The sequence below is a fragment of the Kitasatospora sp. NPDC090308 genome (genome assembly GCF_044769485.1).
In the GTDB taxonomy this organism is placed as follows: Bacteria; Actinomycetota; Actinomycetes; order Streptomycetales; family Streptomycetaceae; genus Kitasatospora; species Kitasatospora fiedleri.
This window is the reverse complement of sequence record NZ_JBIVXY010000001.1, coordinates 46,300-65,615: the sequence shown is the minus strand read 5'-3', so window position 1 is coordinate 65,615 and position 19,316 is coordinate 46,300. Positions and strand designations below refer to the sequence as shown.

General features: G+C 76.0%; 17 protein-coding genes. 10 read left to right on the top strand and 7 right to left on the bottom strand.

Annotated elements, in window-relative coordinates; translation table 11 throughout:
• Positions 1 to 13: 13 nt before the first annotated feature.
• The 5 genes from ACIQVD_RS00245 to ACIQVD_RS00225 form a co-directional block, all read right to left on the bottom strand.
• A complete protein-coding gene (locus ACIQVD_RS00245; protein WP_400688977.1) occupies positions 14 to 247 on the bottom strand; it encodes a hypothetical protein in 234 nt (77 codons plus the stop codon).
• Between the two features lie 116 nt (positions 248 to 363).
• The gene (locus ACIQVD_RS00240) at positions 364 to 1,392 is read right to left on the bottom strand and encodes an NAD(P)/FAD-dependent oxidoreductase (protein ID WP_400688988.1); all 1,029 of its coding nucleotides are present in this window, start codon (positions 1,390 to 1,392) and stop codon (positions 364 to 366) included.
• Entirely contained in the window at positions 1,389 to 1,907 is a 519-nt protein-coding gene (locus ACIQVD_RS00235) for an isoprenylcysteine carboxyl methyltransferase family protein (RefSeq protein WP_111554369.1), read from the bottom strand. Before ACIQVD_RS00235 ends, ACIQVD_RS00240 begins: the two co-directional genes overlap by 4 nt.
• A gap of 6 nt (positions 1,908 to 1,913) precedes the next feature.
• Positions 1,914 to 2,978 (bottom strand): type III polyketide synthase, encoded by a 1,065-nt coding sequence (locus ACIQVD_RS00230; RefSeq protein WP_402284950.1) that lies wholly within the window; start codon positions 2,976 to 2,978, stop codon positions 1,914 to 1,916.
• A 282-nt stretch (positions 2,979 to 3,260) separates the two neighbouring features.
• On the bottom strand, positions 3,261 to 4,982 hold the full coding sequence (locus ACIQVD_RS00225; RefSeq protein ID WP_402284948.1) for a serine/threonine-protein kinase: 1,722 nt from the start codon (positions 4,980 to 4,982) through the stop codon (positions 3,261 to 3,263).
• A gap of 219 nt (positions 4,983 to 5,201) precedes the next feature.
• Here ACIQVD_RS00225 and ACIQVD_RS00220 point away from each other — a divergent pair, with 219 nt between their 5' ends.
• On the top strand, positions 5,202 to 6,017 hold the full coding sequence (locus ACIQVD_RS00220; RefSeq protein ID WP_402284946.1) for a UbiA family prenyltransferase: 816 nt from the start codon (positions 5,202 to 5,204) through the stop codon (positions 6,015 to 6,017).
• A 76-nt stretch (positions 6,018 to 6,093) separates the two neighbouring features.
• Positions 6,094 to 6,513, top strand: coding sequence for a VOC family protein (locus ACIQVD_RS00215; RefSeq protein WP_111554366.1), 420 nt, complete (start codon positions 6,094 to 6,096; stop codon positions 6,511 to 6,513).
• A gap of 52 nt (positions 6,514 to 6,565) precedes the next feature.
• Here ACIQVD_RS00215 and ACIQVD_RS00210 read toward each other — a convergent pair whose 3' ends face one another.
• Both ACIQVD_RS00210 and hemC read right to left on the bottom strand, forming a co-directional pair.
• Positions 6,566 to 7,312: an SDR family NAD(P)-dependent oxidoreductase gene (locus tag ACIQVD_RS00210; protein ID WP_402284944.1), complete on the bottom strand. Its 747-nt coding sequence runs from the start codon at positions 7,310 to 7,312 to the stop codon at positions 6,566 to 6,568.
• Positions 7,313 to 7,378: 66 nt separating this feature from the next.
• The gene (gene hemC / locus ACIQVD_RS00205; RefSeq protein ID WP_400689004.1) at positions 7,379 to 8,299 is read right to left on the bottom strand and encodes a hydroxymethylbilane synthase; all 921 of its coding nucleotides are present in this window, start codon (positions 8,297 to 8,299) and stop codon (positions 7,379 to 7,381) included.
• Between the two features lie 387 nt (positions 8,300 to 8,686).
• Here hemC and ACIQVD_RS00200 point away from each other — a divergent pair, with 387 nt between their 5' ends.
• The 8 genes from ACIQVD_RS00200 (at position 8,687) to ACIQVD_RS00165 (ending at position 19,305) form a co-directional block, all read left to right on the top strand.
• Positions 8,687 to 10,090 carry a hypothetical protein gene (locus ACIQVD_RS00200; protein ID WP_100835564.1) on the top strand — a complete coding sequence of 468 codons (1,404 nt, stop codon included), beginning with the start codon at positions 8,687 to 8,689 and terminating at the stop codon, positions 10,088 to 10,090.
• 212 nt (positions 10,091 to 10,302) lie between these two features.
• Entirely contained in the window at positions 10,303 to 11,583 is a 1,281-nt protein-coding gene (locus ACIQVD_RS00195) for a SidA/IucD/PvdA family monooxygenase (RefSeq protein WP_400689007.1), read from the top strand.
• Entirely contained in the window at positions 11,583 to 13,130 is a 1,548-nt protein-coding gene (locus tag ACIQVD_RS00190) for a class I tRNA ligase family protein (RefSeq protein WP_400689009.1), read from the top strand. Before ACIQVD_RS00195 ends, ACIQVD_RS00190 begins: the two co-directional genes overlap by 1 nt.
• Positions 13,127 to 14,254, top strand: a complete 1,128-nt coding sequence (locus ACIQVD_RS00185; RefSeq protein WP_402284940.1) for an NAD(P)/FAD-dependent oxidoreductase — start codon at positions 13,127 to 13,129, stop codon at positions 14,252 to 14,254. The genes ACIQVD_RS00190 and ACIQVD_RS00185 overlap by 4 nt, the downstream gene beginning before the upstream one ends.
• Entirely contained in the window at positions 14,251 to 15,522 is a 1,272-nt protein-coding gene (locus ACIQVD_RS00180) for an MFS transporter (protein ID WP_400689016.1), read from the top strand. The genes ACIQVD_RS00185 and ACIQVD_RS00180 overlap by 4 nt, the downstream gene beginning before the upstream one ends.
• Positions 15,519 to 16,802: an ATP-grasp domain-containing protein gene (locus ACIQVD_RS00175; protein WP_402284938.1), complete on the top strand. Its 1,284-nt coding sequence runs from the start codon at positions 15,519 to 15,521 to the stop codon at positions 16,800 to 16,802. The genes ACIQVD_RS00180 and ACIQVD_RS00175 overlap by 4 nt, the downstream gene beginning before the upstream one ends.
• On the top strand, positions 16,799 to 18,115 hold the full coding sequence (locus ACIQVD_RS00170) for an acetyl-CoA carboxylase biotin carboxylase subunit family protein (protein WP_402284936.1): 1,317 nt from the start codon (positions 16,799 to 16,801) through the stop codon (positions 18,113 to 18,115). The genes ACIQVD_RS00175 and ACIQVD_RS00170 overlap by 4 nt, the downstream gene beginning before the upstream one ends.
• Positions 18,112 to 19,305: an acyl-CoA dehydrogenase family protein gene (locus tag ACIQVD_RS00165; protein ID WP_402284934.1), complete on the top strand. Its 1,194-nt coding sequence runs from the start codon at positions 18,112 to 18,114 to the stop codon at positions 19,303 to 19,305. Before ACIQVD_RS00170 ends, ACIQVD_RS00165 begins: the two co-directional genes overlap by 4 nt.
• Positions 19,306 to 19,316 lie beyond the last annotated feature (11 nt).

The following is a 19,316-nucleotide window of genomic DNA, read 5'->3' as shown; positions in this document are numbered from 1 at the left end:
CGCCACGACCGCTTCACGCCGTCCGCCCCCACACCGTCCGGTCCCCGCCCCGCCACCCCACCAGGTCCGGATCGTCCAGGTCCGGCTCCGCGACCCCCGCCCGCCGGATCAGCTCCACCACCTCCTCCGGCCCGGTCGCCCGCCCCACCGTCCGCCCGTAGATCTCCACCCGCCGGTACGACCGCCCCCCGCGGGTCGGCGGGCGGACCACGACCGGCGGGTGGAATATGTCTCCGGACTCGCTCATACCCCCAGTGTCCCGCGCCCCACGCGCAACGGCTCCTCGGCGTCACTCCACGTCGCCGGGCGGCTGCGGAGGGTGGCTCCCCGGGCCCGTCGACCGATCCGCCGACCCGGTCCGGGTCAGCGGGCCAGCAGGTTGACGGCGGTGCGGAAGAGCGGGGGGAGGGTGGCGGCGAGGGGGACGATGCGGGGGCCAAGCCAGGGGTGGTGGCGGGTGGTCAGGAGGGCGGAGGTGAGGAGGCGGTAGGGGCGGGTGGCGCGGTGCCAGGCGCGTTCGTAGGCGGCGGGGCGGCCGGTGGTGAGGCAGTGGACGGCGGCCTCGGCGGAGGCCAGGGCGAGGGCGACGCCCTCGCCGGTGAGGGCGTCCAGGTAGCCGGCCGCGTCGCCGACCAGCAGGACCCGGCCGTGCACCCGGGCCCCGGCCCGCTGCCGCAGGGGGCCCGCGCCCCGGACCGGGCCGGCCGGTGCGTCGCCGAGTCGGTCCAGCAGGGCCGGGAAGGAGGCGAGTTGGCGGTCGAACGGGAGGCGGGCGGTGCCGAGCACGGCGACCCCGACCGTCCCGTCCGCGACCGGCGTGACGTACGCCTCGGCGTGCCGCGACCAGTGCACCTCGACCAGGTCGCTCCACGGCCGGACCGCGAAGTGTCGCCGCTGCCCGTACCGGGCCGGGTGCCGGCCGGGGGCGGGCAGGTGCAGGCCGAGCGCGCGGCGGACGGGGGAGTGCAGGCCGTCCGCCGCGACCAGGTGGCGGGCGGTCAACCCGCCGACGGTGACCGAGTGCTGGCCCAGGTGCAGTCCGTCGGCCCGGGCGGTGAGGCGGTGGACGCCGAGCTGTTCGGCGCGGGCGGCGAGCGCGGCGTGCAGGGCGGTGCGGCGCACGCCCAGGCCGTGCCCGGTGCGGAAGCGGGCCTCGGCGGTGCGGGCGCCGTCCGCGGACAGGTAGCGGATGCCCGCGAACGGGCGGCCCCCGACCTCGACGCCCAGCCGCTCCAGGGCCCGCACCGCGCCCGGCATCAGGCCCTCGCCGCACGCCTTGTCGATCGGCGTCGGCCGCGGCTCCAGGACGGTGGTGACCAGCCCCGCGCGGGCGGCGTGGATCGCGGTGGCCAGCCCGGCCGGGCCGCCGCCGACCACCAGCAGGTCGATCACCCGGCCACCCGGCAGCGGGTCAGCGCGGCGTCCTCGCAGCGCAGCCGGGTGGCCAGCAGCCAGGCGTCCAGCACCGTGAAGCAGAGCGCGGTGGCCCACGCGGTGTGCACCAGCGGCAGCGCGAAGCCCTCGACCACCACCGCGAGGTAGTTGGGGTGCCGCAGCCACCGGTACGGGCCGCCGGAGACCAGCGGCAGGCCCGGCACCACGATCACCCGGGTGTTCCAGCGCGGCCCCAGCGTCCGGATGCACCACCAGCGCAGCCCCTGCGCGCCCAGCGCCAGCGCCAGCATCGGCCAGCCCAGCGCGGGCAGGAACGGCCGCCCCGCGTACCGGACTTCGAGCAGGCAGCCGGCCAGCAGCGCGGTGTGCAGCACCACCATCGCCGGGTAGTGCCCCCGCCCGTACTCGACGCCGCCCCGGGCCAGGCTCCAGACGGCGTTGCGGCGGGCGACCAGCAGTTCCGCCAGCCGCTCCACGGCGACCAGCGCGATCAGGACGGTGTAGGGGATCATCTTCGACTACCAGCGCAGGAGGACGAGTTCGGAGGCGAAGCCGGGCCCGAGCGCCAGCATCAGCCCGTACGAGCCGGGCGGCGGCGGACCGGCCGCGAGCACGTCCCGCAGGATGTGCAGCACGGACGCCGAGGAGAGGTTGCCGCAGCGCGCCAGCGAGGCCCGGCTCGGGGCCAGCGCGGTGGCGGGCAGGCCGAGTTCCTCCTCCAGCACGTCCAGCACCCGGGGGCCGCCCGGGTGGCAGATCCAGGCCGTCACGTCGCCCGGCTTGAGGTCGTGCGCGGCCAGGAAGGACGCCACCTCCTCGCCCACGTGCAGCCGTACCAGCTCCGGGAGTTCGGCGCCCAGCAGGATGCCGAACCCCGAGTCGCCGACCTCCCAGCCGAGCAGCCGCTCGGTGCCCGGGTACAGTCGGCTGCGGGTCGCCACCACCTCGGGCCCCGTGCGGCCGAGCGCGGCACCGGCCGCGTCGCCGACCGCGACCAGCGCGCCCGCGCCGTCCCCGAACAGCGCCGTGGCCAGCAGGTTCGCCGCCGAGGTGTCGGCGCGCCGGAGCGTCAGCGAGCACAGCTCGGTGGCCAGCAGCAGCGCCACCCCGTCCGGACGGCCCGCCAGCAGGTCGTCCACCGCCGCGACCCCCGCCGCCCCGCCCGCGCAGCCCAGCCCGAACAGCGGCAGCCGCCGGACGTCCTCGCGTAGCCCCAGCCGGGACGCCAACCGGGCCTCCAGGGACGGGACCGCGATGCCCGTGACCGTGGTGGAGACCACGAAGTCGACCCGCTGGGAGGGGATCTCGGCCTCGTCCAGGGCCCGCGCGGCGGCCTGCTCGGCGAGCTCGGCGGCTGCCGTCAGCCAGGCGTCGTTGGCCCGGCCGAAACCGCCCAGCTCCGGATAGCGCTCCAACGGGAACGCCAGGTGCCGGAACTCCACCCCCGCCCCCGCGAAGAACCGCTCCGCCAACGCCCCCGCCTGCCCGGCGCCCGGGCGCAGCGCCGCCACCGCCCCGGCCAACTCCCGCTGCCCGTAGCGGTGGGCCGGGAGCACTCCGTGCACAGCCGCGATCCGCGTCACCGGCCCAGAATAGGGAAGATTCGGGGAGAACCGGTCAATTCGCCCGGCCGGGCGCGTCCCGGCCGGTGACGGAGCGTCAACCCCGGGCCGTCGCCGTCGCCGTCGCCGTCGCCGTCGACGGGCGGTGCGGGCCGGCGGGCGGGTGCGGGGGCTGTTCCCCTGGACGGGGGCGGGGACGGGGGAGCGGCACTTCAGTCGGTGCGCCGAGCCGTGGTGGACGGGGGGCGCCCCCTACGTGATGCCCGCGCGGACGGCCGCGCGGGCCGGTGGAGACGCCGGGCGTCACAGGCGCAGGGTGTTCCAGCCTCGGGTGATCTCCGCCCGGACGTCGGTCGGCTGACCGGCGGTCAGCAGGGAGAGGAGGGCGGCGCCATCGGCCGGGCGGTCGGCCGGATCGGGGGTGAGGGCGCGGGTGACGGTGGCGGCCAGGGCCGGGTCCAGGGCGTGGACGGCGGCGAGGGCGGACGGTTCGGGGCCGGTGTCGACGATCCGGCGGATCACCCCGCCGGTGCTGGTCGCCGCGAACGGGCTGGCCCCGTGCGCCGCGCAGACCACGCAGCAGGCCCAGGCCCAGACGTCCGCCGCAGTGCCGACCCGTTCCTCGCCGAACTGCTCGGGGGCCATGTAGGTGAGCGTGCCCGGCCCGGCGCCCGTCATGGTCAGGCGGGTGCCGTCGACCAGCGCGGCGATGCCGAAGTCGAGCAGCCGCGGGCCGGCCGAGGTCAGCATGATGTTGGCGGGCTTGAGGTCCCGGTGCACCAGTCCGAGCCGGTGCACGCCCGAGAGCGCCACGGCCAGCGCCAGCGCGAGCGCCCGCAGGGCCTCCGGGGAGCGCAGCGGGCCGAGTTCGCGCAGGTGCGCGTCGAGCGGGCGGCCGTCCAGCAGCTCCATGGCCAGGAACGGGCGACCCGCGTCCACGCCGGTGTCCAGCACCCGGGCGGTGTACGCGCCCGGCACCATCGCCAGCACCTCGGACTCCCGCTGGAAGCGGCGCAGCAGGTCGGGGTCGTCCAGCAGCTCCAGGTTGATCGTCTTGAGCGCGACCTGGGTCGCCGCGCCCTCCCGCCGGGCCAGGTAGACGGTGCCCATCCCGCCCGCGCCGATCCGGCCCAGCAGCTGGTACCCGCCGATGCTGCGCGGCTCGTGCCCGTTCAGCGGCTGGTGCGGGACGGGGGAGTGGACGGGGGCGGGGGCGGGGGAGTGGACGGGGGCAAGGGCGGGGACGGGGACGGGCGGGGTGTACGCGGTCGCGGGGGCCGTCACGGGCGTGGCGGGTGCGGCTTCGGGGCGCGGGGGGAACGGGACGGCGGCGGCCGGTTCGGCCGGTTCGGCCGGTCCGGTCGGACCGGCCGGTGCGGACAGCGCCGGCAGGCTGCGGGCGGAGAGCAGCGCGACCGCCTGGAACACCGCCCCGGCGGCCAGCACGCCCATCGGCAGCACGAGCACCCCGGCGACGGCGAACAGGCCCAGCCGGAGCAGGCTCCGGCCCCGGACCCGCCCGTCCGCGGCCACCGCGGTCGGCATCCCGGCGGTGAGCAGCGCCCGCCGGGCCAGGTGGGCGAGCAGCAGCCAGAGCGCCAGCAGCACCGCTCCGACGACCAGCACCCGCACCCGCACATCGGCGGAGGCCAGCCCGAGGGCGATCGCCATCTGCCGTGAATCCGCGAACGCCACCGGGCTGCGCAGCAGGTCGAAGCCGTAGTTGGGCCCGGCGAACATCGCCGCCTCCAGCCCGGCCGCGAACACCGCGCACGCCACCACCTCGGCCACCGTCGCCCCGGTGCCCACCGGCGCCGGACCGGACACCGCGGCCGCCGCCCGGCCCCGGGCCTCCCGCTGAGCGCGGCGCAGCAGCGGCAGCGACAGCAGCCGGGCGGCCAGCGCGAGCAGGACGACCACCAACAGGTCGACGGCGAGTTCGCCGTAGTCGGAGGCCCAGTTCGAGGCCGCCTCCGCGAGCGGTGCGGCGATCGGCAGGGCAACGGTGAAACCGGGGTTCCCCACCGTCGGTTCCTCCTTCCGTGGGCGGTCCTGAGCGGATCTGAATGGACCTGAGCGGTCGTGGGCGGACCTGAGTGGTCGTGGGCGGCCGTGAACGGGTCGGGGGAGTATACGGTCCGCCGGGCCGCGGCGGGCGGGTGAACTGCCTTTCCCGAATGGGATCTTGACGATTCGTCCATGTCCTCGGCGGCGATCCGCCGCGCACCGCCTAGCCTGGCCGGTGTGAGCAGCGCAGCGGTGGTGACCAGGGCCCGGATCGGGGCGCTGCTGCGCGCCTGCCACCCCGCGCCCTCCGCCGCCGTGACCGCCCTGGCCGCCGCGATGGCCGCGGCGGCCGGGCGCGGCGCGCTCGGCACGGTGCTCACCGCCGGTGCGGTCGCGGCCGGGCAGCTGTCGATCGGCTGGAGCAACGACCTGATCGACCGGCGGCGGGACGCGGACGCGGGGCGGCCCGACAAGCCGCTCGCCGCGGCGGAGGTGACGGCGGGGCAGGTCGCCGGGGCCACCCGTTGGGCGGTGGTGTGCTGCGTGCTGCTCTCGGCGGCCTGCGGGGTCGCCGCGGCGGCGGTCCACCTGGTGGCGGTGGCCGCGGGCTGGGCGTACAACCTGCGGCTGAAGGCGACCGCCTGGTCCTGGCTCCCGTACGCGGTGGCCTTCGCGCTGCTGCCGGCGTTCGTGACGCTCGCCCTGCCCGGACGGCCCTGGCCCGCCCCCGAGGTGCTCGGTGCGGGCGCGCTGCTCGGTGTCGCCGGGCACTTCGCCAACGTGCTGCCCGACCTGGTCGCGGACCGCGCCGCCGGCATCCGCGGCCTGCCCCAGCGGCTGGGCCGCCGCGCCTCGGCGGCCGTCGCCGTCCTCGCCGCGACCGCCGCCGCCCTGCTGCTCGCCCCCGGCTGGCCCGCCCTGGCCGTCACCGCCCCGCCCGCCCTGGCCACCCTGCTCGCCCCGCCCCGCAGCCGCGCCCCCTTCCTGGCGGTGATCGCGGCGGCGGCGCTGGCGCTCGGCCTGCTGCTGCTCGGGGGCGGGCTGCGCGGCTGAGCCCGCGGGCGCCGGGCGGGGCTGTCGGTGGCGGGTGGCAGGATGGCGCGCCGGACCCGGCCATCGGAGGAAGACAGTGCGACAGCGACTCAACCTGATCCTGCTCGGGGTGCGCGACGTCGCCGCCTCGGTGGCGTTCTACCAGGAGCTGGGCTGGCGGCGGTCCGCGGCGGGCTCGGACGGGTTCGCGCTGTTCGAACTGGGCGGCGTCGCGGTCGGGTTCCAGTCCCGGGCGGACTTCGCGGCCGACGCCGGGCTGCCCGACCGGGGGCCGGGCGGCTTCGCCGGCTTCGCCCTGGCGTACGTGGCCCGCAGCGCCGACGAGGTGTACCGGGTCATGGCCAGGGCCGCCGAGCTGGGCGCCGCCGTCACCCGCCCGGCCGGCCCGAACCCCTGGGGGCACAGCGGGTACTTCACCGACCCCGACGGCCACCTGTTCGAGGTGCTGTACGAGGACGGCTGGATCTTCGACGAGCACGACGACCTGGTGCTCTGACCGCGCCGGGCCGCGCCGGGCCGTCCCGGACCGCCCGCGCCGCGCCGGGCGGTCAGGCCGAGAAGCCGCCGTCCACCGCGATCACCGCGCCGGTGACGTACCCGGCCTCGGGCCCGGCCAGGTGGGCGACGGTGGCGGCGATCTCGGCGGGGGCGGCGTAGCGGCCGAGGGCGGTGAGGCCGCTGATCGCGCTGGCGCCGGGGCCGTCGGCGGGGTTGGCGTCGGTGTCGGTCGGACCGGGGTGGACCAGGTTGACGGTGATGCCGCGCGGGCCGAGTTCGCGGGCCAGGCCCTTGGTCAGGCCGACCAGGGCGGTCTTGGTCATCGCGTACAGGGCGAGGCCGGGGAAGGGGACCCGGTCGGCGATGTTGCTGCCGATGCCGATGATCCGGCCGCCCTCGGGCAGGTGCGCCGCGGCGGCCCGGGCCAGCAGGAACGGGGCGCGGACGTTGACGGCCAGGACGGCGTCGAGCTGCGCCGTGCCGACCCCGTCCAGCGGGCCGGAGGGGAAGGCGGCCGCGTTGCTGACCAGCACGTCCAGTCGGCCGAGCGTGCGCACGGTGCGTGCCACCGCGCCGGTCAGGGCCGCCTCGTCCGCGCTGTCGGCCCGGATCGCCAGGGCCCGGCGGCCCAGTCCCTCGATCTTCCGGGCCACCTGTTCGGCCCGTTCGGCGTCCTGGCGGTAGGTCAGGGCGACGTCGGCGCCCTCCGCGGCGAGCCGCAGCGCGATGGCGGCGCCGATGCCCCGGCTGCCGCCGGTCACCAGGGCGACGTGTCCTTCGAGTCGGTTGCTGTCCATGGCGTCGAGCTTCGTCCGGGCGGGCGCCGGGCGCTGGCGGCAATCGGTCGGTGCGTTCCCCCGCGTTCAGGGGCGCGGGCGCGGTCCGCGCAGCAGGGTCTCGGCGTCCTGGTCGAGGAGCAGGCCGGCCACCGCGCGGCCGAGCTTCTCGGGGCCGGCCGGGGTGCCGGAGAGACGGGCCTCGATCTGCCGGGTGCCGCAGGGGGAGGTGATCTGGCCGTGCAGGGTGAGGACGCCGTCGGCGGTGGTGGCGAGGGCGCCGACCGGGACGGAGCAGCCGCCGTGGAGTTCGGCGAGCATGGCGCGTTCGGCGCGGACCTCGGCGTCGGTGCCGGGGTCGCCGGTGCCGGCGAGCAGTTCGCGGGCCCGGGCGTCGTCGGCGCGGACCTGGATGCCGAGGGCGCCCTGCCCGGGGCTGGGCGGGAAGCGGTCGAGCGGGAGGAACTCGGCGGCCTCCCCGGCGCGGCCGAGCCGGTGCAGGCCGGCCGCGGCCACGACGACCGCGTCCAGGGTGCGCAGCCGGGCCAGCCGGGTCGGGACGTTGCCGCGGATCCGCTCGGGGGCCAGGTCGGGCCGCACGTGCAGGAGTTGGGCGATCCGACGGGCGGCGGAGGTGCCGACCCGGGCGCCGGCCGGGAGGTCGGCGAGGGCGGCCCCGCACAGGGCGTCCCGGACGTCGGCGCGCGGCGGGGAGGGGAGCAGCACCAGGCCGTCGGGGTCGGCGGTGGGCAGGTCCTTGAGGGAGTGGACGACCACGTCGACCTCGCCGCCGAGCAGGGCGGCGGCCTGCCGTCCGGCGAACGCGGCGCCGCCGCCGCGTTCGGAGACCTCGCGCAGGTCGGACCTCCGGTCGAGGTCGCCGTCCTCCAGGATCACCCGGTGGCGGAACACGACGTCCGGGAAGCGCTCGCGCAGCGGGGCGAGGAACTCCTTGACCTGGGCCCGCGCCAGCTGGCTGGCGCGCGACCCCACCACCAGTTCGACCATCGTCGACTCCCGTCCGGAACGCTCACTCTGACGGCATGTTAGCGCCGCGCGAGCGGTCCGGTTTCCGACCGAACGTCGGGAAGCGCCGGGGCGGGAGGCGGGGGACGGGCCCGTCCGAGGGGTGGGACGGGGGCGGCGGGGGGCGGGGTGCCGGCGCTAAGGTGCCTGACATGACCCTGCTGGTGAGCCGCCGCCATGTCGACCATGGCCGTGCCACCACGACGGGGTGTCGCCGCGTCGGCTGACGCGGCCCGTTCCCCTCCCTCCTGCCGAGGGCCGCTCACGCACTCCGCCGAGCGGCTCCGCGCCTTCCTGCCCCGGTGCCGTCCGGCGTCCTTTCCTTCCGCTCCCGGCGGAACACGTCCGACTCCCGGAACAGGACCTGCCATGCGCTCACGACTGCTGCTCCCCGCCCTCGCCCTGGCCGCCGCGCTCGCCGCCACCGCCTTCGGGCCGCTGCCGCCGCAGAACCCGGCGACCGCCCCGAACGGCAACGCCGGGATGCACGGCGACTCGGCGTCCAGCGACACCACCCCGTACGCCGGGCCCGGCACCGGCGCCGTCAACTGGAGCCGCACCGCGCTCGCCTCGGCCTGCCCGACCGTCACCGTCGGCCGGGACGGCTACCCCGTCGCGCTCTGCACCACGATCTTCGGCCAGACCCCGACCGTGCACCTGCTCGACCCGGCCAACGGCAAGGACCTCGCCTCGCTGGAGCTGCCCAAGGGCGCGCTGTTCGGCGGCGTGTACGCCTACCTGGACCAGGACGACCGGCTGGTGGGCGTCGACGGCAACGACAACCTGCTCCGGATCGGCCACCACCGGGCGGGCAGCGGCTGGCAGTTGACCGTCGACCAGAGCACCCCGCTGGCCGGCGCCGTCCCGTCCGGCGACAACATCGTCGGCCTCAGCCCCGGCTGGGACGGCAAGGTCTGGTTCGCCACCGGCGGCGGCGTGATCGGCACCGCCGACACCGCCACCGGCGCGGTGCGCACCCTGGCCACCGGCGAGGGCGTCGCCAACAGCATCTCCACCGTCCCCGGCCACACCGCCGTCGCCACCGACCACGCCCTCTACCTGCTCGGCCAGGCCGCCGACGGCACGCCCGTCGTGCAGTGGCGCGCCCCCTACGACCGCGGCCCCGGCCGCAAGCCCGGCCAGCTCAGCTGGGGCACCGGCGCCACGCCCAGCTTCTTCGGGCCCGGCACCGGCACCGAGTACGTCACCCTCACCGACAACGCCGCCCCGCACGAGAACCTGCTGGTCTACAAGGTCGACGCCGGACCGGCGCCGGTCTGCGCCACGCCGGTGCTCACCAAGTGGGCCGCCAGCGGCACCGAGGACGCGGTGATCGCCTCCGGCCGCAGCGTGTTCGTCACCAACACCTACGGCTACCCGTACCCGGCGCTGCCCGAGGGCGCGCCCGCCAGCGTCCCGTCCTCGGCCTCCTACCAGGGCGGCCTGGCCCGGGTCGACCTGAACGAGAGCGGCACCGGCTGCGCCACCGTCTGGGAGAGCGACGTCAAGTCGGCGGCGCTGCCCCGGCTCTCGCTCGGCGACAACCTGATCTACACCGCCACCGTCAGCGGCCCGACCGACTCGATCGGCGCGCAGACCTTCGCCACCTACGCGCACGCCGTCATCGACCCGGCCACCGGCGCCAAGCTCACCAGCACCGCCTTCGGCATCGGACTGCTGTACAACCCGCTCCAGATGACCGGCACCACCGCGCCCGACGGCACCCTCTACCAGGGCACCGAGACCGGCGTGCTGCGCATCACCCGCAAGTAGGGAACGCCGGAAGGGCCCCGGGGGAAGCTCCCCCGGGGCCCTTCGCACGCCCGTCCGGAATTTCCCCCGCCGCCGGGAAGCGCGCCCTACCCGCCGGGAAGCCCGGCTTCCTAGATTCCTCGACGCGACGACGCCGCGACGACGCCGCGATGCCGACACGACAACCGGCCCTGGACGAAACCGAGTTCAACCGAGTTCCCGAGGGGGAGAATGTGGCTGACCTAGAGGTGGGCGTACTGGCGATCGGCGCCGGCCCGGCGAACCTGGCCCTCGCCGCCGCGATCGAGGAGAGCGGATCGGCCGAACTGGCCGAGCGCACCCTGCTGCTGGAGCAGGCCCCGGACATCAAGTGGCAGCGCGACCTGCTGATGCCCTGGGCCCGCAGCCAGGTGTCCTTCCTGAAGGACCTGGTGACGCTGCGCGACCCGCGCAGCCGCTTCTCGTTCCTCAACTTCCTGCACCAGCACGACCGGCTCGACCAGTTCATCAACCTGGGCACCTTCCACCCGCACCGCTGGGAGTTCTCCGACTACCTCCAGTGGGTGGCCCGCTCGCTGGAGAAGGTGCGCATCCGCTACGACGCCCGGGTCACCGCCACCGAGCCGCGCCACGACGCCGACGGCCGGCTGATCGGCTGGCAGGTCACCCTCGCCGACGGCGACACCGTCCGCTGCCGCGACCTGGTCGTCGGCGCCGGGCGCGACATGCACATCCCGGAGGTCTTCGCCGACCTGCCCGCCGAGAAGCTCATCCACAGCGCCCGCTTCCGCAGCCGGATCAACGCCGTCGACAAGGACGCCCCGCTGCGCACCGTGGTGGTCGGCGGCGCGCAGAGCGCCGCCGAGATGTTCATGGCGCTGTACGAGAACCTGCCGAACTCCACCGTCACCATGCTGGTCCGCTCGATCGGCCTGCAGAACTACCAGACCAGCAAGTTCGTCAACGAGCTGTTCTACCCGTCCTTCGTCGACGAGTTCTTCGACGCCCCCGCCGAGACCCGCGCCCAGCTCCTCGACGAGATGCGGTTCACCAACTACGCGGCCCTCGCCCCGCCGTTCCTGGACGAGCTGTACATGCTGCTCTACCGGGAGAAGATGATCGGCACCGGCCGGGCCGAGGTCCGGGCGATGACCGAGGTGCTCGCCGCCCGCGAGGAGGACGGCGAGGTGGTCCTCGACCTGCGCGACCGGCGCACCGGCAAGGTCACCGAGATGCGCTGCGACCTGGTCCTGCTCGGCACCGGCTACGACAGCCGGATGCCTTCCCTGGTCAGGGAGTTGACCGGCAAGACCGGCCTGTCCGACGTCACCGTCAGCCGCGACTACCGGGTCGACCTGGGCACCGGCACCGACGCCGCGCTCTACCTCCAGGGCGTCAACGAGGCCACCCACGGCATCGCCGACTCGCTGATCAGCGTGCTCGCCCACCGGGCCCGCGACATCACCGGCGACCTGCTGGAGCGCCACGGCCTCGCCCCGGCCGGTGCCCGCTGATGGCCGCGCTGCTGGTGATCGCCCCCGGCCCCACCGCCAACGGGGACCTGCACCTGGGCCACCTGGCCGGGCCGTTCCTCTCCGCCGACGTCTGCGCCCGCTACGCCCGCGCCACCGGCCGCGACAGCCTGTTCGGCACCGGCGTCCACTTCACCCAGAACTACATCGTCACCACCGCCCGCCGGCTCGGCGAGGCCCCCGAGGAACTGCGGCTGCGCGCCGCCGAACAGGTCGAGGCCACCCTGGCCGCGGCCGGCATCGTCCCCGACGGCTTCGTCCGCTTCGACGAGCGCTACCTGAAGACCGTCCGCACCTTCTTCGAGCGGCTGCACGGCGAGGGGCACCTGCGGCTGCGCAAGGTGCGCTTCCCGTACCTGCCGGCCACCGGCGAGTACCTCACCGACGCCTACGTCCGCGGCGGCTGCCCGGTCTGCCTGGCCGAGGGCTGCGCCGGGCTGTGCGAGAACTGCGGCCACTGGATCGCCTCCGGCGAACTGCTCGGCCCGCGCTCCACCCGGCACCCCGAACTCCCGGTCGAACTGCGGGAGAAGGAGGTCCTGGTCCTGCCGCTGGAGGAGCACCGGGCCGCCCTCGCCAGCCACTTCGCCCGGCTCGCCCCCACCATGCGGCCCCGGCTCGCCCAACTGGTCGAGGAGCTGATGGCCCGCCGGCTGCCCGACTACCCGATCACCCTGCCCATCGACTGGGGCATCCCCGCCCCGTTCGCCGAGACCCCCGGCCAGGTGCTGTACTCCGACACCGAGACGGTCGCCTGGAGCCTGCACGCCATCGCGCTGGCCGCCGAGTCGCGCGGCGAGGTGCCCGGCGACGAGGAACGGCACTGGGCGCTGGAGGCCGGGCCCGAAGTGGTCTACTTCTTCGGCTCCGACGCCAGCTTCGCCTTCGCGCTGGCCGGCACCGCCATGCTGCTGGCCCTCGGCGGGCTCGCCCTGCCCGCGCACTTCGTCACCAACGAGTTCTACGAGCTCGACAGCGACAAGTTCTCCACCAGCCGCGGCCACGTCGTCACCGGACGCCAGCTCACCGCCGAAGTCCCGCGCGACCTGGCCCGCTACTACCTGGCCGTCACCGGACCGGACTTCCAGCGCACCAACTTCACCCGCGCCGCCATGGACCGGGTCTGCGGCCAGCGCCTGGTCGAACCCTGGAACCGGGTCGCCGCCAAGGCCGAGGCGTACCTCGACCGCGGCCCGCTGCCGGTCAGCGACCGCTCCCGGCACGCCGCCGCCCTGATCGCCGAACGCTTCGCGGCCGCCCTGCGCCCGCGCCGCTTCAGCCTCAGCGCCGCCGCGTTCACCCTCACCGAACAGCTCGGCCGGCTCGACCGCTGGGAGGTCACCGACGCCGACGCGGGCGACTTCTGGCACGAACTCGACCTGTTCCTGCGCTGCGCCGCCCCGCTGCTGGTCGACCTCGGCGCCGAGGCCCTGCCCGACCCCGCCATCCCCGCCGAACCGTCCGCCACCACCGCCCTGCCCCGCGCCCTGCCCCGGCTGGCGACCCGCGTGCGCGGCGGCGGACGGTGAGCACCGCCGCCGCCCGGGCGGACAGCGGCACCAGCGGCAGCGCGGACAGCGGCAGCACGGGCAGCGGCACCACCGGCAGCGCCGCCGCGCACGTGCTGGTGGTCGGCGCGGGCGTCACCGGGCTGCTCACCGCCGTCGCCTGCGCCCGGGCCGGGCACCGGGTCACCGTGCTGGAGCGCGGCCCGCTGCCCAACCCCGACGCCACCTCGCACGACCAGCACCGCGCCCTCCGCACCCTGCTGCCCGGCGACCCCGACGGCACCGCCCGCCGGCTCGCCGCGCACCGCCACTGGGAGGACCTGGAGACCCTGCTCGGCACCGCGATGTACCGCCGGGTCGGGGTCCTCACCGCCCACCCCGCGGACCGCCTCGACGAACTGCTCGCCGCGGCCGAGCAGGCGGGCGTCCCGGTCGACCTGCCCGCGCCGGACGACCTCCCGCCGCTGGGCCTGCCGCCCGGCACCGTCGGGGTGCGCGAGCGCACCGGCGGCGTGCTGCTCGCCAACCGGGTGCTGCGCGCCGCCGTCCGCTGGCTGACCGCCCGGCCGGGGGTGGCGCTGCGCCCGCACAGCACCGTCCGCTCGGTGTTCACCGGCTCCGGGCGGATCGTGCTGGACACCGGCGAGGTGCTCCGCGGCGACCTGGCCCTGCTGGCCGGCGGCCCGTGGACGCGCCGGCTCGCCGACAGCCCCGTCACCCTGTACCGGCAGACCATGCTCTACCTGGGCCGGCCGGCCGGCGGCGACCGCTGGGACGCCGCCCCCACCGCGGGCGGCCTCGGCCGCGAGGGCCGCGGCTGGGTGCTGCCGCCCGGCGCGGGCACCCTGCTCAAGCTCAGCTCCGACACGGTGTGCCGCCCAGTGGCGGACACCGACAGCGGCGGCGAGGACCAGCGCCCGTACCTGGATCGGCTGGCCGCCGAGGGCGTCCTGCCCGACCTGGAGCGCTACCCCGTGGCGGGCGTCCGGGTCTGCCACTACACCGCGGACGCCGCCACCGGCGGCCCGCTGCTGGCCCGGGTCTCCCCGGGCCTGTGGACCCGCGCCGCCTGCGGCGGCAGCGGGTTCTCCACCGCTCCGCTGGTCGCGGAGCGCATCGCCGAGGCAGTGAGGGAGGCGGCATGACCGACGAAGGGCCACCGATCGGGGTCCTCGACACGCTCCGGGCCACCCCGGCCACCGTCCGCTACCTGCTCGGCGGCGTCCTGGTCAACCAGCTCGGCGCGTTCGTCCAGACCTTCCTGGTGCTGTACCTGACGCACCGGGGGATGTCCGACGGCACCGCGGGCCTGGCGCTGGCCGCCTACAGCCTGGGCACCGTGTTCGGCACCGTGCTCGGCGGGGAGATCACCCACCGGCTCGGGGCGCGCACCGCGATCGTCGCGGCGATGGCCTGCTCCGCGCCGCTGGTCGCGGTGCTGCCGCTGCTGGCCCGGCCCGGGCGGGTCCCGGTGCTGCTGGTGGCGATCGCGCTGGCCGGGCTGTGCGCCCAGGCGTACCGGCCGGCCGCCTCGGTGCTGCTCAGCGACCTGATGCCGGAGCGCTACCAGGTGATGGCGTTCTCGATGATGCGGATCGCGCTGAACACCGGCGCGGCGCTCGCCCCGCTGATCGCCGCGGGCGTGATCCTGCTCGACTGGGACCTGCTGTTCTGGCTGGACGGCGCCACCACCCTGGTCTACGCGCTGCTCGCCCACCGGCTGCTGCCCCGGCACCAGGTGCCCGAGCCGACCCCGCAGGCGAAGGCCGAGCGGCGCTCCGGCGGCCGGGCGGCGTACGCGGCGATGCTCCGGGACCGGGCGTACCTGGCCTACCTGGCCGCGGTGGTGCTCGGGACGGTCGCCTACGTGCAGTCCTCGATCTCGCTGCCGCTGGAGATCGTCCACGACGGCTACCCGACCTGGCTGTACAGCGCGGTGCTGACCGCCTCCTCGCTGGTGCTGATCACCTGCGAGCTGAAGATCACCGCGTACATCACCCGCATCCCCACCCACCTGGCGGTCGGCGTCGGCCACCTGGTCAACTCGCTCGGCCTGGCCGCCTACGGGCTGGCCGTGCACTCCGGGGCGTTCGTGCTGTTCGGCGCGGTGCTCGCGGTCAGCGGCCTGATGATCGCCGGGCCCAGCATGTTCGCCCACCCGGCGACCTTCCCGGCCGCGGCCAAGGCCCGCTACCTGGCCACCATGCAGGCCGCGGCCGGGCTGGCCTCGGCGGTCGGACCGCTGTTCGGCGTCTGGGCCTGGACCAGGCTGCACGCCGGGTTCTGGGTGCTGATGGCGCTGGTCAACGGCCTGGCCGGGGTGCTCGCGCTGCTCGGCATCAAGCACCGGGCGGGCCCGGCGGACGCCGAGCGGCGGGACACCGACCCGGAACCCGTGGAGGAGACCGTATGAACGCCCGCCCCACCCCCGCCGGCCCGGTGCTGATCGTCGGCTACGTGGCCTTCGCGGTGCCCGCCGTGGCCGCCTTCCAGGAGACCGGCTCGGTGGTCTACGTCGAGGAGCCGGACGTCGCCCGCAAGCGGCACCTCGCCGCGGCCGTCGAAGGCATCGACTACGCCCGCGGGCTGATCGAGTGGGAGTACCACCTGCCGGGCCGGGCGGACGCCTTCTTCGCCGCCCACCCCGGGCTCGACCCGGTCGCGGTGATCCCCGCCGTCGAGTACGCGGTGCCGTTCGCGGCCCGGCTCGCCGAACGCTACGGACTGCCCGGGGCCGGTCTGGGCGCGGCCCAACTGCTGCGCGACAAGCACCAGTTGCGGGTGGTCGCGGCTGCCGCCGGGATCGCCAACCCGGCCAGCGAGCCGGTCTCCGACGCCGCCGAACTGGCCGGCTTCCTGGCCCGGCACCCCGGCCCGGCGGTGCTCAAGCCCGCCAACCGGCAGGCCTCGGTCGGCACCCTGGTGGTGCGCGGGCCGGAGGAGGTCGAGGCGGCCTGGGCGTTCGGGCAGGCCCAGGACGAGGGCGTGTTCGTCCCGGACCGGCCGATCGCGGCCGCCATGCTGGCCGAGGAGTACGTCCGGGGGCCGGAGTTCAGCGTCGAGATGCTGGTCTCCGGCGGGCGCCCGGTGTTCGCCAACACCACCGGCAAGCTGCTCTACCCCGGCCGGTACCCGATCGAGGCCGGGCACACCGTCCCGGCCGAACTGCCGCCGGACACCTGCGAACTCCTGGCCGCCGAGACCGAACGGCTGGCCGCCGCCGTCGGCTTCGGCACCGGCGTGCTGCACTGCGAGTGGATCCTCGCCGACGGCGTCCCGGTGCTGGTCGAGTGCGCCGGACGGCTGCCCGGCGACTCGATCACCGACCTGATCGAGGCCGCCTACCCGGTCGACCTCACCCGCGCCTACTACGCGCTGATGCGCGGCGACGACCCCGGCCCGCTGCCCGCCAAGGCCGAACGGGCCACCGCCGCCGCCTTCCTGGCCCCCGACCGGCCCGGCACCGTCACCGCCGTGCACGGCCTGGACGCGGCCGCCGCCGCCGAGGGCGTGCAACTGGCCGTGGTCGGCATCGCCCCCGGCCACCGCGCCGCCGGACTGCGCAGCTCCTGGGACCGGGTCGGCATCGTCACCGCCCTCGCCGACACCCCCGCCGAGGCCCGCCGGCTGGCCGACGAGGCCGCCGCACTGGTCCGGTTCGACCTCGACTCCCACGCAGAGGAGGAAGCATGACGGAACGTCAGGAAGCAACACCCGGCACGCTGCTGGTGATCGGCAGCGGACTGAAGGAGTACCGCGAGTACCTGGTCGGCCCGATGAGCCGCCGGGCCCGCGCCGCCGGACTGGAACTGCTGCTGGTCAACAACCTGCGGCCGACCTGGCAGCGCGAGTACTTCGACGAGATCGTGGTCGCCGACGTCTTCGACACCGCCACCATGAACGCCACCGTCCGGGAGATCGCCGCCCGCCGGAACATCGTCGGCCTGCTCTGCTGGGACGAGCCGCTGGTGCTGGACGCCGGCCTGCTGGCCGCCGAACTCGGCGTCCCCGGCCTGTCCGAGCGCGGCGTGCGCGGCGTGCGCGACAAGGACCGCACCCGCACCGTGCTCACCGCCGCCGGACTGCGCCAGCCCGGCTTCGCGCTCACCACCGACCTGGCGGAGGCCCGCGCCGCCGCCGCCCGGATCGGCTACCCGGTGGTGCTCAAGCCGCGCGCCATGGGCGCCAGCATCGGCGTGGTCTTCGCCGCCGACGAGGGCGAGCTCGACGCGGCGTTCGACACCGCGCTGTCCGCCAGCCGGGTCGACCCCGGGCCGTACCGGGCCAGCGTGATCGTCGAGGAGTACGCGGGCGGCCCGGAGATCAGCGTGGACGGCGCCGTCCACCGGGGCGAGTACCTGCCGCTGTTCCTGGCCCGCAAGTACAGCAGCGACGAGCCGTACTTCGAGGAGGTCGGCCACATCGTCGACGCCGCCGACCCGCTGCTCGCCGACCCCGCGCTGCTGGCCGTGCTGGCCGACGCGCACCGGGCGCTGGGCGTCGAGGACGGCATCACCCACACCGAGCTGCGGCTCACCCCGCGCGGACCGCTGATCATCGAGGTCAACGGCCGGCTCGGCGGCGACCTGATCCCGCTGCTGGGCCGGATCGCCACCGGCATCGAGCCCGGCGAGGTGCTGTTCGACGTCGCGGTCGGCCGCCGCCCGCGGACCGCCCCGAGCCGCGCCGCGGTGGCCGGCATCCGCTTCGGCTGCCCCGAACAGGACTGCCGGCTGGAGGAGTTGACCCTCCCGAAGCCCGGTGACGCGCCCGGCCTGCTGCACGCCGCGCCGATGGCCCCGACCGGCACCGTGCTGCGGCTGCCCCCCGGCGGCTACCTGGCCCGGCACTCCTTCGTGGTCTGCGAGGCCGACAGCCTCGCCGCCTGCGAGCAGCGCCTGGCCGCCGCCGCCGAACTGGTCGAGGCCCGGGTCTCCGAGGTCGGCCCGGCCGACCCGCGGGCCCCGTTCGCGATGCCCGCCGGGCTGCTGGACGTGGACCGGTGAGCGCCGCCGCGGCCCTGGACGCCGCCGAGATCCTGCGCCGGGCCAAGGAGTTGGCGCCGGTGCTGCGGGAGAAGGCCCCGGAGATCGAGGCCCACCGCACCCTGCCCGCCGAGGTGGTCGAACTGCTGCGCGCCACCGGCGTGTTCCGGATGTGCTTCGCCCGCGCCTGGGGCGGCCCGGAACTCACCTCGATCGAGCAGCTGGAGGTGGTGGAGGCGCTCGCGTACGGCGACGCCTCGGCCGCCTGGTGCGCGGTGATCGGCGCCAACAGCGGCCTGCTGGCCAACTTCCTGCACCAGTCCGTGGTCAAGGACGTCTACCCCGACCTGGACCTGATCACCGCGGGCGTGCTCGCCCCGGCCGGCCGGGCCGAGCGGGTCCCCGGCGGCTTCCGGCTCAGCGGGCGCTGGTCGTTCGGCTCCGGGATCAAGCACAGCGACTGGGTGACCTCCGGGGCCTTCCTGTTCCAGGACGGCGAGCCCTGGGCCGAGCCCGGCAGCCCGCACGCGCACGACTCCCGGCAGTTCCTGGTGCCCCGCTCCGCCGTCGAGGTGGTCGAGAACTGGGACACCACCGGCCTGCGCGGGACCGGCAGTTGCGACTACACGATGGACGGGGTGTTCGTCCCCGAGGAGCACACCTTCACCTTCTGGGAGGTGCGCGGCACCCCGGGCCCGCTCGCCCAGCCCGACTCCTTCATGCGCGCCCTGTGCGGCGTCCCGCTCGGGGTGGCCCGCGCCGCGCTCGACCACGCCCGCGAGACGGCCACCGCCCGCTACGACCGGATGGCCGGCCGCAGCTGGGCCGACAGCTGGCGGGTGCAGACCGAACTTGCGCGCTGCGAGGCCGAGTTCCACGCCGCCCGGGAGGGCGTGTACGGGGCGGCCCGGCGGCAGTGGGAGGTGCTGGCGGCCGGCGGCACCCTGGACGACCTCACCCCCACCGAGCGGGCCGCCTCCCCGCTCGCCTGGCTGCACGCCTTCCGCACCTCCCGGGCCGTCGTGGTCCGGCTCTACGACCTGCTGCAGACCTGGTCGATCAACCGCTCCTCGCCGATGGACCGCTGGCTGCGCGACACCGCCGTGATGTGCCAGAACCTCACCGCCCAGGACGCGGTGCTGGAGTCGGTCGGCGCCTACCTGCTCGGCCGGCCGCCGCTGTTCCGGATCAGCCTCGGCCTCTCCACCTGACCCGACGCCCC